The following is an 18,730-nucleotide window of genomic DNA, read 5'->3' on the forward strand; positions in this document are numbered from 1 at the left end:
CGGTTCTTCATCTTCTCGAACGGTTACACCACTGGCTTGAAGTTGTCGATCGACCCACCATTGTAGCGATCTCGCTGGCGATCGGCTTTTGGAAAACTCAGCAGCAATCTCAAAAAAGCGATCCCCTACGACGAAAAGTCATTGTGCTACAATCGCAGCATAAGCCACAGGATGCAAAGTCCTCGACCTCAAACACCGTATCTGCTCGAATCCGGGCAACGCTTTGAGAGTCTAAACGTAGCACTGGCAGCTCGGTATTGGAAACGAGTCTAAATCATCGCTCCAGTCGGTCAAAAAAACTGACCGCAGCGATCTTACCCAATCGGCAGGAGCCGTTCTCCTATCGTAGAACATACGGAAAAGCTAGAACGACTAACCTAGTCTGTTTTGAAAGCTACCGATCGACTAGTTAAAAACCGATAGGTCTCTAACTTCGATCGGACGAGAACGTGTAAGACCGATCGTGGTATTCCCTCAAAAGGCAGCGTTCGGCTCGATAATTCTCAACGAGTTTTCGTGGGAAATATCATCCTATGGGATCGGCTTTAGACCAACCGATCCGACAAACAGATCTTCTGAGGAACTTCAAGGAATCGAACCGATACAGATCGAGACTAGAGCCGATCGCGCACTAAGTTTCGATGAAGCCCTCTTTCGAGAGAGTGCAAAACTAGGTCTGTAGTCTAGAGCCTTGAACCTCATCGAAGCGGTCACCTGCTCAGGAGAATCGATATATGTTACATCGCAAGTTGTATCAAATCTGTTGTGAGGGTCGTGAAGTTTGTGTATTCTTACGAGATCAACAACGTTGGATAGACCAAGCGCGCGTTTTAGATATTGAAGGAGACTTAGTAACCCTACGCTACGAAACTGATGAAGAGGACGAGGTTTGTTCTTGGGAAGAAATGATTCGTTTAGAAAGTATTGGTTCGGTCAGTCAGAAACTCGCCAGCGTTCCTCGGGGAAATGTTGAACCCCTTGTTTCCGATGATTGTCCCGAAGCCGAACAAATTCGCAACCATCCTTCTGATTCCAATCCCGAATAACCCGGATTTTAAAGGGATTTTAGCTTGAACTCGCTAACAACCGGACGACGGGTGTCGCGTAACCCTGTTCGTACCAGAACCCGCTCTCTAATAACGAGAGCGGGTTTTTGTTGGTATGGTCATCCAAGGCGTAAATATTCCATCGCGACGGAAGAAAATAGCTCCCGCACGCTATCAATTTTGGGCAAGCCGATCGGAAATTGAGTGAATTTTGAGGAAATTCGTGCCTCGCGCTTTCTGAACGGGACTGCCACCCAACATCAATACTTTATCTCCCGGCACTGCTAAATTTCGCCGAACCAAACTCGCTTCCATGCGATCGAGCAACGTCTCTAAGGTACTGGTTCTCGCATCGAGTAATAGGGGTTTAACGCCCCAAACCAGGTTTAAGCGGTGATAGACCTCGCGATCGGGTGTAAACGCCACCACTGGGGCTTTCGGGCGTTCTGCAGCGGCAATCAGTGCCGTGTAACCCGTGGTGGTAAAACAGGCAATACAGCGCAAATCTAAAATCTCGTCGATGGTGTTTAGGGCTTCGCTAATGGCGTGGGTTTCGTCGGTGAGTGCGGGGGGATAGTTGGTAAATTTCAGGTCGGGTTCGATATCTGTGGCGATTTTTGCCAGCATTTGTACCGCTTTGACGGGATACTCCCCAACGGCGGATTCCCCGGATAGCATCACCGCATCGGTACCGTCGATGATGGCATTGGCAACATCGCTGGCTTCGGCGCGGGTGGGTCTGGGGTTACCAATCATACTTTCTAGCATCTGAGTGGCGGTGATGACCGGAAGTCCCCGTTGGTTGCAAGTGCGAATAATCTGCTTTTGCAGCATCGGTACTTTTTCCGGCTTCATTTCCACGCCCAAATCCCCACGGGCTACCATGACCCCGTCGCATTCGTCGAGAATCTCACCTAAGTTGAAGATAGCCTGGGGTTTTTCAATTTTGGCAATGACGGGGGTATCGCTTGCTCCTTTTTCGGCTAAAAAAGCTTTCAGGGTGCGGATATCTTCGGCTTGGCGCACGAAACTCAACGAGACCCAATCTACCCCTTGGGCGATACCAAACTCTAAATCTCGTTTATCTTTTTCGGTGAGGGAGGGCAAACGTAGATTCAAGGAGGGTAAATTCACCCCTTTACGACTTTTGAGAATTCCCCCTTCAATAATGTGGCAGCGAACGGCATTCCCCAAAACCGCTTCGACTTTGAGTTCGAGTAAACCATCATCGAGAAGAACTTGGGTGCCGGGGGTGGCTTCCTCGGTCAGGTGAGGATAGTCGATGGCGACGGTATCGGGTTGACCGTCAAATTCGGAGATCGGAACTAAGGTGATAGAAGTGCCGTTTTCGAGCCATTTTTCCCCATCTGGCAACTGACCAACGCGAATTTTTGGACCTTGCAAGTCTTGGAGGAGGGTGATGGGCATATCGAGTTCTGTGGAGATCGATCGCAGTTGGTCTACCATCCGGGCGTGGTCGTCGTAGCTACCGTGGGAAAAGTTCAACCGCGCGACGCTCATACCCGACCGTACCATGTGCCGGATGGTTTCGGGAGACTGGCTGGCGAGACCGATGGTGGCGACGATTTTGGTGCGATGGGTTAAGGAAATCATCTGTTTTCTGGGGTTTGGGTGAATCGGGATCGATCGGTCTATAGCGGTTCTCACACTCATAAGGTACAAAGTTTCTGGGAATAGGGAATAGGGAATAGGCATTGGTGAAAGGTTAAGGAAATCGTTCATTTGTCAAGGGGGCGATCGCCTGGTGTGGGAGAGAGGTCGATGGGAGGCTTCAAGCGTCCTTTACGCAGGGGTTTAACCACCCCCAGGTCTTGATTGTCGGGTCTGAGGATGTAGCGGAGCCAGTCTTGGGTATTCCCTCGGGCGCGAGCATTGACGAAGTGATAAAAACTGCGCCACAGCATCTCGAGAGAAATGCGCTCGAAGGGTAACTCAAAAGCGTCAGCGACTTCATCACCCAAATCAATGAGGACTGCGTAAAAGAGCCAAGTCGCCCAGATTTGTAACTCGATCCCATTGGCAGAGCCAGTCCACAAATAGCTCAATCCGAGCAAGCGCGCTTAGTAGATAAAAACTCTCCTCAATCCGCCATCGGCGAGCATAAAGGTCAGCGACGACATAAGGTGGCAAAATCTGTGGGTTGAGTTCACTGGTCAAATAGCGATACCAGGTTTGACCCTGGCGTATTTCAATCAATCGCAGTGTCAAAATCGGGTTCCCCTGATAGCCAGTGCCCAGACGAATTAAGCGATCTCGATGTCCCCAACTCGTGGAGAGTTCGCAGTTGATGACGTACTTGGCTCCATTTTTCAGACGGGTGATGAAAGCAGCTTGTCGGTCAATGATGTTAGCGAACAAACTGTAGTCCCAAAATCCTCGGTCGAGTACGAGTAGAGTCCCCGGTGAGACTCGGCTGAACAAGGTGGTGGCGAACTGAGTATCGTGAGTATGAGGCCGAGTGCAAAATTCCACCTCTACTGGGAGTCGAGTGGTTAAATCGATCGTGGCACACATCTTACCGGCTAAGTGTCCGAGTGGTACATCTTCAAGACTCTTGAGCTTTTTAAATAGGGCTTCAAGAGTGGAGCCATCGACAATCCAGATGTTGGTGAAGTGTCGCTTGGCCAGTTGAATACTTTTGGGCAACGGACGAAAACGCCGTTGAGCCATGCGCTGGGAGAGTACCGGCAGTAAAGCTTTGAGAACTCCCTCAAATAACTCAGATGGAAAGGTCAAAAAACGTTCTGATAAAGCCGATTGAGATACTTTCACTGCTGATGCCCACAGTAAGTTCTCTCGTGCGAGCATCCGGTTGAGTTCCCGCACTGAGGGAACGTTGCGCCACAGTAAAGTCAAGACAGCCGCGACCATCAACGGTAAGGTGAGAATCCGCGATCGCATCCCCAGTTGACGATAGTATTCTTGCTGAGAATAGAGCGCCGGAGTGAGTAAATTTTCTAGGTGCTCGGCGATTTCGGAGACTTCCACATGAGGCTGATGTCTTTCTCTAGCATGGTCGCGGATACTACGCCCTTGAGTGGGCCATCCTTCCCTCCTAGACTCGTCTTTCGATTCACCATCCCATCGTGGCGAGCGCACCCTTGACAAACGAGCAATTTCCTTAACCTTTCACCAATGCCTATTCCCTATTCCCCATTCCCCCTTTCCGAACTCCGAATTCCGAATTCCGAATTCATTCTCCGCAATCCGGACAATTCGCTCTGCTGCGAGACCATCTCCAAACGGATTAATTGCAGTTGCCATGGTTTGATAGGTTTTTTCGTCGTTCAAAAGCGTGCTGGCTTCGGTCACAATGCGATCGGGATTCGTCCCCACCAATTTAGCCGTTCCCGCCTCGATCGCTTCCGGGCGTTCCGTGGTTTCTCGCAACACCAAAACCGGTTTACCCAATGCCGGGGCTTCTTCTTGCAATCCCCCCGAATCCGTCAGCAACAGGTAAGCGCGCCCGATCGCCCCGACGAGTTTGGCATAATCGAGGGGTTCGGTTAAAAACACGCGCGGATGTTCCCCCAACCACTTCTGCAACGGTTCCCGAACAGTGGGATTGCGGTGCAAGGGCAGCAGCAGGGCCGTATCGGGACACTTATCGAGAACCTGCAAAAATCCCCGCGCGATACCCTCCAATGGTTCGCCCCAGTTTTCTCGACGATGGACGGTGGCGAGTAAGACGCGATATTTCTCCCAGTCCAACCCCGCCACGTCGCATTCGGGATTCCGGTTGGCAACCTGCATCAGCGCATCGATGACGGTATTGCCCGTTTGGTGAATCTCTCCCACGACTCCCGACCCCTTGAGATTCTCCACGGCGCGGGCGGTGGGGGCAAAATGGAGTTGGGCGAGTTGGGAAATCAGCCGTCGATTGGCTTCTTCGGGATAGGGATCGAAGAGATTATCCGTACGCAGCCCCGCCTCGACATGACCGATGGGGATCTTTTGATAAAAAGCCGCCAACGCTGCGGCAAACGCCGTGGTGGTATCCCCTTGGACGATAACCAATTGCGGTTGGAGTTGGCCGAACAGTTCCTCTAGCCCCCCCAGGCTGCGGCAGGTAATATCCGTGAGGGTTTGCCCGTGTTGCATAATCGCCAGATCTCGGGTGGCCTGCAAATCGAACAGTTCCATGACTTGGGCGACCATTTCCCGATGCTGTCCGGTGAGAACCACATGGGTTTCAAAGGCTTGGGAACCCTGAAACTGACGAATGACCGGGGCGAGTTTAATGGCTTCGGGACGAGTACCCAGGGTGATGCAAACTCGGAGGGGAGGGGTAGGCATGAGACGGGTTTGGAGAGAAATTCCTTATTTATCCTATAGCCTCCGGAGAGAGATTTTTGGTCGGTGAGAAATTTGTCGGGTGAGCAGTTTTTCTCGCGGAGGTGGCACTTTTACATTCGGGATCGAACGGTCTACCGATCCCAAATGTATTTTGACCTTGAGCCAAAAGCGCTAAAGTAATAGATTTTTTAGCGAATAAATAACTAAATTAGTGGAGTGATTAAATGGCAGACTTTAAACTTATTGACTTCCTAAAATTATGTGGATTCATATTGTTGCTTACATTGATGATACCTGTATATTATGTAGGATTATCTATTTTTTTAATGTTTAGAATGGCGCGAGAAATTGAATGCGAACAAGAATATATTTTACGTCCAGAAGTCTATCAGCCTGTAGCTCGCACACTTGCCCGTTACTCCCAGTCCGATCCAAAATTGTTCCCAAATAGCCTAAGTAATAAATGGTTGCCAGAAGAGTTGCATCGCATGAGTGCAAGAATATCTGAATTTAACTCTAGTGGTTCGTATATTGCAATCGGAGGTGGTTTTCATCACTATGGTTTTGATTTGGAATTAGAGGCAAAAAGCTCTAACCCAGCTACAAATATCTGGAACTTCTCTTTCTATGACGAGTTTGATGGGACTAGACTGTTAGAAACCTTCTCTTTACCGGCAAATGAGACGATTTCAGAAGCCGAACTCTCCGCTGGATTACTTACCGATGAGCGTGACTCAAACCGCGAATATCTCTGTCAATAGTTTTAGTTAGATAGAAGGTCGAGCGCAGATCGATATCATTGGTCTATCTCTTATGATTAAGCAGATCGGAAAGATATTAATCTGTTCGTCATCCTTCAATTTCTAGTAACCTAACCTCGATCGAACTGCATCAAAAATACGATCGCAAAATCTCGATCGTGCCAAATTGGCAACATAAAACTGAACGATCGTGATTCAATTTGAATTCAAGCAACTTAATATACTTATTTTCTCTTTAATCCCTTATGAAAACTTTTGCAAATCTTCTTCATCCTTACTCGATCGAGCAATTTTTAGGAGAAAACTGGTCTCGGCGAGGGGTTCTCATTCCTGGAGAAAAACCGGAGAAATTCAGTTCTCTTTTTTCCTGGCAGCAACTCAACGACCTGCTCAACTTCCACAAAATTCAACACCCAGAAATCCGATTTTCCCTCAAAAATCAGACCTTACCTCCTTGTGAAGCCAAGCACTGGGTAAAATATTGCCAGCAAGGTGCAACGTTGGTTCTCGATCACGTTCACGATCGCATTCCGGCACTGACAGATTGGATTTGGGCGCTGCAAGAGGAAATCGGTCAAAATACCGCCCATTTGAATATGTATTGTTCCTGGCCATCCAAACAGGGATTTAACAACCACTTCGACACCCATGAAGTCTTTATTCTGCAAATCGACGGTACGAAAGAGTGGTTTGTCTTTGACGAGACGATGAAATATCCCCTGAGAAAGGATAACGGGCCGAGTCATAAACCCCCCGAAGGCGAACCTTATATCCACCAGGTTCTCGAACCGGGAGATTTGCTCTACATCCCTCGCGGGCACTGGCATTATGCCGTTGCGTGCGATCGACCTTCCCTTCATCTCACCTTGGGAATTCGCTGTTTGACGGGAAGCGATTTACTCGATTGGTTGATTGGGGAGTTTAAGGAGGAAGAGGCTTGGCGGCAAAATTTGCCTTTGATGCCGAATGGAAACACCGAACCCTTGGAACGAGGGGTGCAAAGCTTGTTCGATCGCCTCAAAGCCACTCTCGATCGCGAGGAACTCATCCTCAAGTATAGCCGGCGCCATGCAACGACCAACCCCCGCGCGCCGGAAATTTCTCTTCCCGAACAGGTGGGATTCGGAATTTTCGATCGCGGACTCGACACTCGCTTCCGACAGACCAAATTCCAAACTCTAAAACTCGAACCTCTACCCGAATCCGGCTATCAAATTTTGACCGGAGGCAAAAAGATAACCTTCAAAGGAGCAAATTCTAAATTAGTGGACGATCTTCTGGATAATCTCTTGAACTGCGAAGCGTTTACCGTGGGAGATGCCGCACAATGGTTGCCGGATTTTGACTTAGAAACCCAAATTTTGCCGATCTTATCGGGATTGGTGAAAGAGGGAATGATTTTAGTCGAGTAGTGCAGCCGTTGTGATACTTTTGTTGGTTAATTGGGTGATATCGACTTGAGATAAATGATTCAAAACAGACTGCTGCTGAGCATCATTTAATAAAGTCTCGAATTTATTCCGAGGTTGACGCTCGATTTCAGTTTTAACAGTTCTCCCCGAAGCTAGGCGAGTTAAGTCGGATGCGACTCTGGAATAATCGTTCACCATATTGTCTTCAAACTCGATATCGATGAATTCGCAAATATTTTTCAGCGTCGAGTTTGGGTTTTGGACTAAGGATTCGTATCGAACGATAAAATGGTTGGGTTTGTGGAGATGTTGCTGGCTAATTTCGATCGCCTGATTCCAGCGATAAATACACCAATCCAGCGGCCATTCTCCCCCCCACCACAGGGGATGTTTGCGCGTCACTTCGTACAATGAGGCAACGACATCGGTTCCATTGCGAACGAGATGGATAAATTTTGCGCCGGGAACGTATTTTTCGATTTCGTGAATATGGTTGATATGTTCTGGTGTTTTTTCGAGTAAGATACTTTTCCCTTTCTCTTGTTTTAATTGATGTAAAATATTTATGAATTGACGAGTATATAGTCCTTGAAAGGGGAATTTAGAAAGATGCTTTAAGAGTTCGGGGCGATGGAGTTCGTCGGCGAAAAAAGCTTTCATTCGCGGGTACGATCGACGAGAGACGAGTCCGTATTTATATCGCCGGGGTTGGTCTTCGGGTTCGGGAACGAGGTATTGAAAAAACTTAGACTCGGGAAACGAAGCAATCTGAGAATGCGCGGCTAACAAGCTTTGGAGAAATGTAGTTCCCGATCGAGGACATCCCACTAAAAAGATTGTATTTTGACGGCGATATGGTATCATATAAATATTAAGATGGAAAACTGTGCTAACTAAAAAAAGGTGACGTTCGGTAAACCCGCGTTTTAAGATAGAGATAGTGTAACTTGGCAGCGTGAATATGCCGCTTATCTCTGTGATTCTTCCAGTATACAATGGTGAAAAAACAGTTCGCGAAACGATCGACTCTGTTTTAACTCAGACATTTTACGATTTAGAACTTCTGGTAATCGACGATGGTTCGATCGATGGAACTCAAGAAATTCTTGATGGTGTTTCCGATCCTCGTTTTCAATTCTTTTCCTATACGAATGGCGGACTTGCAGCGAGTCGAAATCGCGGTATCGATCGCGCATCAGGGAAGTATTTTGCTTTCATTGATGCGGATGATTTGTGGACGGAAACAAAACTCGAAGAACAACTAGCGGCGCTGCAAAGCTACCCGAGAGCTGCCGTTGCCTATAGCTGGACGAATGCGATCGATGAATGGGGGAACGTTCTGCGTCCGGGAAGTCACAAAACCTACAACGGAAATATACTCGATCGCCTCTTACTTTGCAATGTTCTCGAAAATGGTTCTAACCCATTAATTCGTCGAGATGCAATTGAAAATGTCGGTAAATATGACGAGTCACTCCCTGCCGCACAAGATTGGGATTTCTACTTGCGATTAGCCGAAAAATACAAGTTTGTTTGCGTTCCCCAAGCGCAAATTTTATATCGACTTTCCTTCAATTCCATGTCTACCGATTTGTCGCGACTCGAAGCTGCTTCCGTGGCGGTGGTTTCCCGCGCCTTCGATAACGCGCCAGCCTCCCTCCAATACCTCAAACCCCACAGCATGGCCAACCTCTATAAATACTACACCCACCGCAGCCTCGAATATCCCCGGAGGCGGCGACAAGGCTTAGCCGCAATCCGTTTTTTTGCGCAACTTCTGCGCCACGATCCGGGGTTTGTCCGCCAAAAAAGAACTGCTATAACAGTAGTGTTGAAGAGTTTTGCCTTAGTTCTTCTGCCGCTAAAGCTTGCAAAGCGGGCCTTTGAAAAACTCGATCGAATCTCACCGCCTTACAGCCTATTGGTCGATATTCGACTCGATCCGCCTTCATCGTAAGGAAAATTTTATCGCAAAGTCATGCCTACTGTTTCTGTTATTCTACCGGTTTATAATGGCGAAAAGACGATTCGATCGACCCTGGAATCGGTACTCCATCAAACCTTTACCGACTTTGAACTCCTCATTATCAATGATGGTTCCATCGATGGTACGGTAGATGCGATCGAATCCTTCGACGATTCTCGCATTCAAGTTTTTTCCTATGAAAATGCCGGTCTTTCAGCCAGTCGAAATCGAGGCATTTCCCGCGCCACGGGGGAGTATCTCGCCTTCATCGATGCCGACGATTTGTGGACGGCAGATAAGTTAGAGGCGCAGTTTCAAGCATTACAAGACAACCCCGATGCTGCCGTCGCCTATAGCTGGACGGATTATATTAACGAAGCGGGGGACTATATCTATTCCGGCAGCCACTTGACGGTGAATGGCGATGCTTTGCCGCATTTGCTTCTGCTTTGCTTCCTCGAAAACGGTTCCAACCCGCTAATTCGCCGGGACGCACTTTTAGAGGTGGGAGACTTCGACGAAACCCTGCCAGCCGCAGAAGATTGGGATATGTATTTCCGGTTGGCGGCGAAATACCAGTTTGCCTGCGTACCCCGTCCGCAAATTTTGTATCGTATCACCGCCAGTTCCATGTCGGCGGATATTTTGCAGCAGGAAGCGGCTTGTTTGAAAGTTCTCGATCGCGCCTTCGATCGCGCAACCCAGGAGTTACAATACCTGCAAAAACCCAGCTACGCCAACTTATATAAGTATCTTACCCCCAAAGCGCTCCAAGAGCCGATCGAACCCGATCGCGCGCGAACTGCCGGACGATTTATCAGCCAAATTATCGAAAACGACCCCAATTTTCGCGTCCGAACGGATTTACTCTCCTCCGCCTTACTCGTCAGTGCAACTTCAGCCTTACTCGAACCCTCGCTGGCAAATATATTACCGGATAACTTCAAACCTACCTGTCCGGTGAAACGGTTTCTCGACGAAACCCGAATCGACCCCTATCCCACCATTTCCGTTATTCTACCCGTTTACAACGGCGCGAAAACCATTCGCGAAACCATCGAATCCGTTCTCGACCAATATTTCAGCGACTTTGAATTAATTATTATCGACAATGGTTGCGAAGATAATACCTTAGAGGTAATTTCTAGTATTCAAGACTATCGAATTAAAGTCTTTTCTAGAAGCCATGCCGGTCAAAGTGCAAGTCGTAATTTTGGCGTAACTAAAGCCGGGGGAGACTACATCGCCTTTATCGATGCCGACGACTTGTGGACGCGGGAAAAACTTTCCCAGCAACTGCGAGTGTTGCAAGAAAATCCGGAAGTTCCCGTGGTTTATAGTTGGGTCGATTATATCGATGAAGCCGGAGAGTTTCTCCATTCGGGAAGTCACAGCAATATCGAGGAAGATATTTACGCTTACCTAATGCTAGACAACTTTCTCGAAAGTGCGTCTAACCCCCTCTTTCGCCGTCAAGCCTTTATCGATATCGGCAGATTCGATGAAGACTTAAAAGCAGCAGAAGATTGGGATTTGGCATTGCGATTTGCCAAGAAATCTCAATTAATTTGTATCCCAGAAGTGCAGGTCATGTGTCGCATCACTCCCGATGCATTACTTTCCAATATCGCACCCCTGGAGTCGTCCTTTCTTACCGTTCTCGATCGCGCTTTCGATCGGGTTTCCGAACTCGCACACCTGAAACCACAAAGTTTGGGAAACCTATACCGCAGCCTATCCGCGCGCGCCTTGCGTCCGCCGCTAACCCCTTCTAACTGCCAAGCAACTGTTAAGTTTTTAGGCAAAATAATCACCTGCGATCCCTCTCACATTCATTCCAAAGAAACCATTTCCTCGTTATGGTTTAATAGCGCCACGTTTGCCTTACTTCCGACTATCTCATCGATTGAAAAACTGCAAAGCGAACTCAAATGGGTATTCGACCCAGTCGAGTTACTCGAATATAACCGTCTCCGTCCTTTTCCCACCATTTCTGTTATTATCCCGGTCTATAACGGTGCAGGTACGATTCAAGAGACAATCGAATCAGTACTCAACCAAACATTTACCGATTTTGAGATCGTTGTTATTGACGATGGTTCCAAAGATAATACCGTCGATGTCGTCAAAAGTATCGGCGATTACCGAGTAAAAGTCTTTTCCTATGCCAATGCCGGACAGGGAGAAAGCCGCAACCGGGGAATCGATCGTGCCACTGGAGAATACCTCGCCTTCATCGATGCCGACGATTTGTGGACGGAAGATAAGCTGGAAAAACAACTCGCAGCACTCCAAGAAAATCCCCATGCAGAAGTTGCCTATAGTTGGGTCAATTATATCGATGAATCGAGTAAGTTTATCCGCCAGGGAGGTCGAATTGAAGTCAACGGTGATGCCTACGGACATTTACTCCTCACCGACTTTTTAGAAAATGGTTCCAACCCCCTCGTTCGCCGAGAAGCCTTTGATGAGGTAGGAAATTTCGATAAAGATTTACCCCCCGCAGAAGATTGGGATATGTGGTTGCGATTGGCGGCAAAATACGACTTTGTCTGCGTCCCCCAAGCGCAAATTTTATACCGAATGACTTCGACTTCGCAATCGACAAATGTCGTCCGTTTAGAGCGATCGTGCCGTCGAGTTCTCGATCGCGCCTTTGCGGTGAAAAAAGCAGATTCTCTGCAACATCTCCAACCCCAAAGTTTGGCAAACTTATATCAATATTTAACCTACAAAGCACTAGAAAACTTACAAGATCCAGAACGGGCCAAAGTTGCCACTCGTTTCTTTTGGACGATCGTCAAAAACGATCGAGGATTCCTGCGCCAGCGGCGGATTTCTTTAATGGTGATTCTTAAAAGCTATTCGATGGCGTTTCTTCCCGAATCGATGGCCGCTGCGTTGCGTCCCCGCATCGATCGCATTTCCTATCTGACAGACTTATTTATCCGCATTCGTCCGGTTCCGTTTTAAACAGAACCCAAAATTTCCGAACTCATTTATCGATAGGAGAAAACTTCGTGCCACTGATTTCCGTCATTATTCCGGCCTACAACGCTGAAAACACCATCCGCGAAACTATCGAATCGGTTATCGCTCAAACCCACACCGATTGGGAACTGATTGTCATTGACGACGGTTCCACCGATGGCACCTTACAAGTTCTCGAACAAATCGACGAACCGCGCATGAAGGTGTTTTCCTTCGAGAATGCCGGGGTTGCCGCCAACCGGAATCGAGGAATCGATCGCGCGACGGGGGAATACATCTCCTTCCTCGACTCCGACGATTTGTGGACGCCAGACAAACTCGAAGCGCAACTGGCGGCACTCAACGCCAATCCCGAAGCTGCCGTTGCCTATAGCTGGACGAACTACATCGACGAATCCGGTAACGTTTTGGGTGCTTGCGCTCATGCTGATTTGAAAGGAGATGTCTATCAAATCCTGCTATTAGCCGACTTTATCGGTAGCGGTTCCAACCCCCTGATAAAAGCTGAGGCGCTGAGGGAGGTGGGACAATTCAATCCCTACGTCGTCCCTACCGAAGATTGGGATATGTGGCTGCGACTCGCGGCAAAATACGATTACGCCGTAGTGCCGTCGGTGCAGATTTTGTATCGGCAATTGGTGGGTTCGGGTTCCCATAATATGTCCAAAATGGAAGTAGCGAGTACCCGGACTCTGGATTTAGCCTTCAAGGATATGCCAGAATCCCTGCGATACCTCGAACCCTTCTGCTGGGGAAACCGCTACAAGTGCTTTGCTTGGAAGGCTTTTGAGGGAACCCCCGAACGGCAGCGCGCGATCGCGGGAGTCAAATTTCTCTGGCGCGCCATCGGATACGATCGCAGCCTCTGGAAGCAACGCGCCACCTGGAAAATGTGGACCAAAGCGGTTTTGGCACTGTTGCTGCCGAGTTCTGTCACCGCACCCCTGTTTGCGAAAATGGGTCGGTATGCCAATGTGGATGGCGTTTTGCAAACCTTACAGTATCCGGTGCGTCCGGAAGCCTCCCCGAGAGCGGCGAATGCCTCTGTTTCCCTTTCCCAAGTTTGAAAATCAATCGGTTCCATAGCGGTAAGTGTTATGACGGAGCAACTCACAGCGCGAATGAAGGATTGGCTATCCCAACAACCTCCTTTAGAATCGATGGCGATGCAAGGTCAACGTTGGCTCGAGAACAGTCGATTCAAATTACAGAAAACATACTATCAAAACTCAATTCGCGTTTGGCCCGATCGCGTTAAAAGTTACGACAAACTGGGGAAACTTTTCCGAAAACAAGGTTGTGTTGGAGAAGCGATTCAAACCTACAAACAGGTACTCGAAATCGACCCTAAATGTCTGACGGCGTACAATGCATTGGGGGATATTTTTCGCGATCGCCAGGAATATGACGAGGCGATCGCCACCTACCGTCAAGGATTAGAATGTGCTCCCCAAGCGGCGTGGTTGCATCAAAAAGTGGCCTGTTTGTGCGTTACCCAAAAACGATGGGAAGAAGCCGCCGTTGCCTATCGCAAGGCGATCGAGATTTCGCCGAAGCTTGCGCGATGGCATCATCAATTCGGCGATGTCTTGGTAGAACTCAAACAATGGCACGAAGCCGCCGAAGTCTATCGAAATGCACTCAATCGCGACCCTGATTTTTTCTGGACGCATCACAATCTCGCCTGCGTTTTAACCCAACTCGAACGCTGGGATGAGGCGATCGAATCTTATCAAAATGCCGTTGAGTTAGATTCCCAATCCTTTTGGTCGTATCACGAACTTGCCGGTCTTCTGGTGCGGCAAAATCGGCAACCAGAAGCCGCAGAGGCTTACTTAAAAACTATCGAAATTAATCCAAACTTTGACTGGTGGTATCATGCGTCTTTCTGGCCGACGTTAGTCAAACAAAATCAACTCGATCGCGCCGTTGAGTTATTCGATCGCGTTATTAAGAATAATCCCGATCTCGTCGAGGCATATATCAATTTAGGAGATGGATTAACCCGGCAAAAAAACCTCGATCGGGCGATTTCTTGTTTCCAAATAGCGAGCGATCGTCAAACTCAAATTGACTATCCCGATTTAGTTCGAGCTAAACAAGACGATCGCTTACTTGATTCCCCGAACTTTGTCATTATCGGTGCATCTAAATCCGGGACGACTTCGCTGTATTCTTATATGGTGCAACATCCCAAAATTTTACCGGCTATCCGCAAAGAAATTAATTATTGGTCGGGACGATACAAACCTCGGGTGGATTGGTATCTTTCTCACTTTTTTGCCATTCCCGAAAACCAACCATATATTACCGGAGAAGCTAGTCCCAGTTACATTTACGTACCCCAAGCCGCCGAACGAATGCACTCGGTTTTTCCCAACATGAAATCGATCGTGCTGTTGCGAAATCCCGTCGATCGTGCCATTTCCCACTACCATCATTGGGTCAGACGAGGCATCGAACATCGCTCTCTTGAAGACGCAACAGTGGGAGAAATTGAAGCTTTTGAAGCGGGGAAAATACCCGAAAGAAAGTTCGCCCACTATATTGCCCACGGTCGCTATTTTCGCTATCTCAAACCTTGGTTCGAGAAGTTTGGTTTAGATAATATTTTAATTCTTAAAACTGAAGATTTTTATCAATATCCCGATGAAACGTTGACGCGAGTCTATAAGTTTCTAGACATTCCAGAACATCATTTGCCCGAATATCCAAAATATAATTCTGGGTCTTATTCCCCGATCGATCCGAAAATTCGCCAAAGAATCGCCCAATTTTACCAACCTTCCAAACAAAGATTAGAAGCGTATCTCGGGGTCGATTTTAACTGGGATTAAAGATCGACTTCACAACAATCCTCGATAGCGGATAAAAATCAAAATCGCCGCCCAGGAACCCAATGCCACCTTAATCGCTACCAGAACGTTGAGCAGGGGAATCCACCCCCCGCTAACGAGCGTCCCAAACTCACCCTGGGGTAATTCTATACCCACGAGCGTCAGCACCGCTAGGACGATAAAAACCAGCACCGAAACCTTCTCCCAAATAGAGGCGTGCCAGCGTTTGTAGATTTCTTCCATCCATTTTGAGGACGACGTAATCGCAATCAAACCGATGGCCGTGCCGCCTGCAACCCCGGCAGCAAACCCACCACCGGGACTCAAATGTCCTCGAATGGCTAATTCGAGACTGACGAGTGCCGAAATCGTTGCCCCCAATCGCGCCAGAACCACCGAGGGACCGTCGGGAAATTGATAAACCGTGCAAGAAGGTTGCTCGTTGGCTAGTAGATACTTCGCGCCCATGATGGCGATCGTGAACACCACCACTTCAAAAATCGTATCGTAGAGTCGATTGCGGAAAATAATCCCCGAGACGGCATTGGGCACGCCGCTATCTCGCACGACGGACTCTAAGATCGCCAGTTCGGTGTCGATGGGAGGATGGGGGAAGACCAGGGTTTTGATAAACAAGGCAATACCGGCGGCAATATAAATCCACTTCATGAGAGACCCTTTCATGACTTGCCCTCCATCGCTTCGGGAATGGGAACCTCAGTGGACTTGTCCGGATTGGCTAGATCGATGTACCTCAAATAGGCTTTGGTGGGTGGCACTTCGGCTTGCATGATTTCGTAAAGACGAGATACGCGGGTTTGGATATCGTAACGAGACCCTCCACCAGGGGGTGATGGGCTACCTCCAGGCTCTGATAAGACGTAAGAGCAATGAATTTCTTTGGCTCTCAAGGCAGCTTGCATTGCTAGAAGATTGGTATAAGGCACGATTTCAAGACGCAGATGATGCTTACTGAAGGTTGCGCGCAATACCGAGAGTAACTCCCGTGCGGTGTGGGCCTTTAGCTGGTCTTCGATCGCTCCAACCCGCAGGCTCAAGGACGATCGCACCGCCACGGCGTAGAGGGTAATCGATAGCATCGTGCCGACGAGAGCTTCGGTTAAGGCCACATCCGCTGCCCCAAACAGGACGTATACCAATGCAGCGATCGCCCCGAAAATCCCGCGAATCACCAGGGCGTGGTAGGGATTCACCTGCAATACGAGCATACAGCCCGTCAGGGGCAGCAGCAGCACGATCGGGATGATATACAATTGCTCACTCATTAATCCCCTCCCCCACTCGAACAGTAGGCTAAAACGTAACCCAGTACCGTATTCCAAATCGCCAAGGAAATCAGCGCCAGTACTAACAGCGGCCATTCTCGGGGAATTTTGAGGAGCAACCCAACGACAATACTCATCGAACCGAGGGTATCGGCCACCGACAGACTGTGCAGCTTAAACAAAACAGAGCGATCGCCAACCAGCGGCAACGTTCCCCAAAACCAAAAGAAAATTCCCACCCCGATACACAGATAACTCAGAGTGTCAATCATAGTTCGTTCGTTCGTCTGATAATATGAGCTAGCAGCATCAAAGCCGCGTTTCCCACACTTAAAATAATCACCCCCACCACCCCAAGGGTCCAGTCATCCCGAAGGACTGAGACAATCAGAATCATGATGGATGTTTTGCTGGCAATGCTGGAAAACGCGAGCATGGTTTGCCAAATATTTTCATCCTGCCACGCCTCGTAGATGGGAATGAGCAGTGCCGCGATCGTCGCTAGAAGTATCCAATTCATTTATTTTTCCTCCGTAGCACCCGATGCACTTCGTACCAGCCATGTTCGTGGTACTTCAAGACAATGGTTTTTGGTGTAAACGTAATCAAGAAAATATCGAGAAAGATCAGGCCGGGGGTTCGCTGGGGTTTCACCCGTTCCATTACGATATCTTCTTCGTTGTGGGGGCGCAAGATAATTTCAAAGGCTTCAAAGTACGCCTGGGGGATGGCGACGATTATTTCCCCCAGAACCCGCAATCCGTCTTTGAGAACCGCCGGTGCTGTATAGCGTCGCGGCAGCAGCAGCGCTACGGCAACGCCAATGATGATGTTGGCCAAACTCAAATCGGCCGTTAACAGAAACCAGATGGTCAATCGCAGGAGTAAATCGAGATATCCAATCATGCGAGCACCATCCAAAACAGCAACGTTAGTGTCAAACTCATCACCCCAATCAGATGCTCGAGTTGCTCTGGAGCTCGCGGCAGTTTTAGCACCAGTTTCTTGAAAATGAAAGCATAGGCGAGCCAACCGAGGGCGATCGTCGCCAGGGATTTGACAACATTGGCGATGGTATAGCCTTCCAAATACAGCCCGTTAGCAGCCACTAACTCGCCTAGCAACAGCACGAGCGCCACCCACAGACCAAATTTTATCTTTTTCGGTTTGCTGGGTTCTTGGGGTTTGGCAAACGGGAGAAAGATAAATTTGGCAAACACGATCGCCGTCCCGATCGCCGCGATATTCATAGCAATCGCTTGCCATGAATCCAACTGCTTTAGAGTCCGTACCTTCGCGCCAAAACCCGCGAGCAGCGGCAAACCGGAAATCGACAAACTGGCGATCGCCATCGCGAGCCACATCGGAAACCGAATGGGAGTTTTTTGCAATTGCCGCAAGTCGCGGCTGGGTAAGTTCCCAGCGATCAGAAACAGTGCGGCTTTAGCCAATCCGTGAGTCAGGGCGTACATTCCGGCCACTGCCGGGGCGACTAGGACAAAGCCCAACTGAGAAATCGTACTGGCCGCGAGCATTCGCTTGGTATCTTTCTCAAAAATGGCATAGCTGACCCCCAGCAGTGCGGTAGCGATACTCAAAATTTGCAATGTCGGTCTGACGTCTTCCACCATCAAAGCGCAACGCACTAATGGAAAAATGCCGGTATTGACCACGGCTCCCGATAGCATTGCCGATACGGGGGTTTCGGCTTCGGAGTGAGTCAGCGGCAGCCACAACCCCGAGACGAAGACTCCCCCTTTGGTTAACAAACCCAAGAAAATTAGGGCGATCGCTTCTGTTGGTGCCCCTTGCAATCCGGCAAAGGCAAAAGAGTGGTGGGTTTGATACACCAACACCGCACCGATCAGGTAGAACAGCATCGCCGTATTGCTCACGAACAAGTAGCGCAGGGCCACCCAAATCGAGCGATCGCTGCGGGGATAGGCAATCAGGAGGAACGCTGCAATCCCGATTACCTCCAGAGCCACGTACAGACTGATAAAGTCCCCACAGATAAACACGGCGTTGACGCTGCCGTGGAGGATAATCGCCTGGGTGTAGAAAAATGACGTTTTATCCCCAGACCAACAGTAGAGAATCACCGCCGCCGTCCC

General features: G+C 48.9%; 19 protein-coding genes. 8 read left to right on the forward strand and 11 right to left on the reverse strand.

Annotated elements, in window-relative coordinates:
• Both IQ235_RS02645 and IQ235_RS02650 read left to right on the forward strand, forming a co-directional pair.
• Nucleotides 1-227 (forward strand): hypothetical protein (locus IQ235_RS02645; RefSeq protein ID WP_264319948.1); only part of this gene is annotated, 227 nt, incomplete at its 5' end.
• A 507-nt stretch (nucleotides 228-734) separates the two neighbouring features.
• On the forward strand, nucleotides 735-1,046 hold the full coding sequence (locus IQ235_RS02650; RefSeq protein WP_264319949.1) for a DUF6679 family protein: 312 nt from the start codon (nucleotides 735-737) through the stop codon (nucleotides 1,044-1,046).
• A gap of 174 nt (nucleotides 1,047-1,220) precedes the next feature.
• Here the strand turns inward: IQ235_RS02650 and pyk are convergent, their stop codons facing one another.
• From pyk to wecB, 4 genes are all read right to left on the reverse strand, one after another.
• Nucleotides 1,221-2,660 carry a pyruvate kinase gene (gene pyk, locus IQ235_RS02655; protein ID WP_264319950.1) on the reverse strand — a complete coding sequence of 480 codons (1,440 nt, stop codon included), beginning with the start codon at nucleotides 2,658-2,660 and terminating at the stop codon, nucleotides 1,221-1,223.
• A 125-nt stretch (nucleotides 2,661-2,785) separates the two neighbouring features.
• Nucleotides 2,786-3,028 carry a hypothetical protein gene (locus tag IQ235_RS02660; protein WP_264319951.1) on the reverse strand — a complete coding sequence of 81 codons (243 nt, stop codon included), beginning with the start codon at nucleotides 3,026-3,028 and terminating at the stop codon, nucleotides 2,786-2,788.
• 1 nt (nucleotide 3,029) lies between these two features.
• Nucleotides 3,030-4,055, reverse strand: coding sequence for an IS4 family transposase (locus IQ235_RS02665; RefSeq protein WP_264319952.1), 1,026 nt, complete (start codon nucleotides 4,053-4,055; stop codon nucleotides 3,030-3,032).
• Nucleotides 4,056-4,196: 141 nt separating this feature from the next.
• Nucleotides 4,197-5,363 (reverse strand): non-hydrolyzing UDP-N-acetylglucosamine 2-epimerase, encoded by a 1,167-nt coding sequence (gene wecB / locus IQ235_RS02670; RefSeq protein WP_264319953.1) that lies wholly within the window; start codon nucleotides 5,361-5,363, stop codon nucleotides 4,197-4,199.
• Nucleotides 5,364-5,587: 224 nt separating this feature from the next.
• Between wecB and IQ235_RS02675 the strand changes: the two genes are divergently transcribed.
• Entirely contained in the window at nucleotides 5,588-6,124 is a 537-nt protein-coding gene (locus IQ235_RS02675) for a hypothetical protein (RefSeq protein WP_264319954.1), read from the forward strand.
• A gap of 245 nt (nucleotides 6,125-6,369) precedes the next feature.
• Complete coding sequence (locus IQ235_RS02680) at nucleotides 6,370-7,536, forward strand: cupin domain-containing protein (protein ID WP_264319955.1); 1,167 nt, start codon at nucleotides 6,370-6,372, stop codon at nucleotides 7,534-7,536.
• Here the strand turns inward: IQ235_RS02680 and IQ235_RS02685 are convergent.
• Nucleotides 7,525-8,400, reverse strand: a complete 876-nt coding sequence (locus IQ235_RS02685; protein ID WP_264319956.1) for a sulfotransferase family protein — start codon at nucleotides 8,398-8,400, stop codon at nucleotides 7,525-7,527. The genes IQ235_RS02680 and IQ235_RS02685 overlap by 12 nt on opposite strands.
• Nucleotides 8,401-8,497: 97 nt before the next feature.
• On the opposite strand from IQ235_RS02685, the gene IQ235_RS02690 reads away from it, so the two are divergent.
• The 4 genes from IQ235_RS02690 to IQ235_RS02705 are packed head-to-tail and all read left to right on the forward strand — an operon-like array spanning nucleotide 8,498 to nucleotide 15,330.
• On the forward strand, nucleotides 8,498-9,493 hold the full coding sequence (locus tag IQ235_RS02690; protein ID WP_264319957.1) for a glycosyltransferase: 996 nt from the start codon (nucleotides 8,498-8,500) through the stop codon (nucleotides 9,491-9,493).
• A 21-nt stretch (nucleotides 9,494-9,514) separates the two neighbouring features.
• A complete protein-coding gene (locus IQ235_RS02695) occupies nucleotides 9,515-12,475 on the forward strand; it encodes a glycosyltransferase (RefSeq protein WP_264319958.1) in 2,961 nt (986 codons plus the stop codon).
• 47 nt (nucleotides 12,476-12,522) lie between these two features.
• Nucleotides 12,523-13,560: a glycosyltransferase family 2 protein gene (locus IQ235_RS02700; protein WP_264319959.1), complete on the forward strand. Its 1,038-nt coding sequence runs from the start codon at nucleotides 12,523-12,525 to the stop codon at nucleotides 13,558-13,560.
• Nucleotides 13,561-13,590: 30 nt separating this feature from the next.
• Complete coding sequence (locus IQ235_RS02705; RefSeq protein ID WP_264319960.1) at nucleotides 13,591-15,330, forward strand: tetratricopeptide repeat protein; 1,740 nt, start codon at nucleotides 13,591-13,593, stop codon at nucleotides 15,328-15,330.
• A gap of 9 nt (nucleotides 15,331-15,339) precedes the next feature.
• Here the strand turns inward: IQ235_RS02705 and IQ235_RS02710 are convergent, their stop codons facing one another.
• The 6 genes from IQ235_RS02710 to IQ235_RS02735 all read right to left on the reverse strand — a co-directional run.
• Nucleotides 15,340-15,999, reverse strand: coding sequence for a Na(+)/H(+) antiporter subunit B (locus IQ235_RS02710; RefSeq protein WP_264319966.1), 660 nt, complete (start codon nucleotides 15,997-15,999; stop codon nucleotides 15,340-15,342).
• A gap of 11 nt (nucleotides 16,000-16,010) precedes the next feature.
• Complete coding sequence (locus IQ235_RS02715; protein WP_264319961.1) at nucleotides 16,011-16,616, reverse strand: DUF4040 domain-containing protein; 606 nt, start codon at nucleotides 16,614-16,616, stop codon at nucleotides 16,011-16,013.
• A complete protein-coding gene (locus IQ235_RS02720) occupies nucleotides 16,616-16,888 on the reverse strand; it encodes a monovalent cation/H(+) antiporter subunit G (protein WP_264319962.1) in 273 nt (90 codons plus the stop codon). Before IQ235_RS02720 ends, IQ235_RS02715 begins: the two co-directional genes overlap by 1 nt.
• A complete protein-coding gene (locus IQ235_RS02725; RefSeq protein ID WP_264319963.1) occupies nucleotides 16,885-17,136 on the reverse strand; it encodes a hypothetical protein in 252 nt (83 codons plus the stop codon). Before IQ235_RS02725 ends, IQ235_RS02720 begins: the two co-directional genes overlap by 4 nt.
• On the reverse strand, nucleotides 17,133-17,522 hold the full coding sequence (locus IQ235_RS02730; protein ID WP_264319964.1) for a Na+/H+ antiporter subunit E: 390 nt from the start codon (nucleotides 17,520-17,522) through the stop codon (nucleotides 17,133-17,135). Before IQ235_RS02730 ends, IQ235_RS02725 begins: the two co-directional genes overlap by 4 nt.
• Nucleotides 17,519-18,730 (reverse strand): cation:proton antiporter (locus IQ235_RS02735; protein ID WP_264319965.1); only part of this gene is annotated, 1,212 nt, incomplete at its 5' end. The genes IQ235_RS02730 and IQ235_RS02735, both read right to left, overlap by 4 nt.

It is taken from the genome of Zarconia navalis LEGE 11467, from assembly GCF_015207075.1.
Lineage (GTDB): Bacteria > Cyanobacteriota > Cyanobacteriia > Cyanobacteriales > Geitlerinemataceae > Zarconia > Zarconia navalis.

Coding starts and splice junctions, on each gene's coding strand:
- IQ235_RS02650 (WP_264319949.1), top strand. CDS start 735: ATGTTACATCGCAAGTTGTATCAAATCTGTTGTGAGGGTCGTGAAGTT.
- pyk (WP_264319950.1), bottom strand. CDS start 2,660: ATGATTTCCTTAACCCATCGCACCAAAATCGTCGCCACCATCGGTCTC.
- wecB (WP_264319953.1), bottom strand. CDS start 5,363: ATGCCTACCCCTCCCCTCCGAGTTTGCATCACCCTGGGTACTCGTCCC.
- IQ235_RS02675 (WP_264319954.1), top strand. CDS start 5,588: ATGGCAGACTTTAAACTTATTGACTTCCTAAAATTATGTGGATTCATA.
- IQ235_RS02680 (WP_264319955.1), top strand. CDS start 6,370: ATGAAAACTTTTGCAAATCTTCTTCATCCTTACTCGATCGAGCAATTT.
- IQ235_RS02685 (WP_264319956.1), bottom strand. CDS start 8,400: ATGATACCATATCGCCGTCAAAATACAATCTTTTTAGTGGGATGTCCT.
- IQ235_RS02690 (WP_264319957.1), top strand. CDS start 8,498: ATGCCGCTTATCTCTGTGATTCTTCCAGTATACAATGGTGAAAAAACA.
- IQ235_RS02695 (WP_264319958.1), top strand. CDS start 9,515: ATGCCTACTGTTTCTGTTATTCTACCGGTTTATAATGGCGAAAAGACG.
- IQ235_RS02705 (WP_264319960.1), top strand. CDS start 13,591: ATGACGGAGCAACTCACAGCGCGAATGAAGGATTGGCTATCCCAACAA.
- IQ235_RS02710 (WP_264319966.1), bottom strand. CDS start 15,999: ATGAAGTGGATTTATATTGCCGCCGGTATTGCCTTGTTTATCAAAACC.
- IQ235_RS02715 (WP_264319961.1), bottom strand. CDS start 16,616: ATGAGTGAGCAATTGTATATCATCCCGATCGTGCTGCTGCTGCCCCTG.
- IQ235_RS02720 (WP_264319962.1), bottom strand. CDS start 16,888: ATGATTGACACTCTGAGTTATCTGTGTATCGGGGTGGGAATTTTCTTT.
- IQ235_RS02725 (WP_264319963.1), bottom strand. CDS start 17,136: ATGAATTGGATACTTCTAGCGACGATCGCGGCACTGCTCATTCCCATC.
- IQ235_RS02730 (WP_264319964.1), bottom strand. CDS start 17,522: ATGATTGGATATCTCGATTTACTCCTGCGATTGACCATCTGGTTTCTG.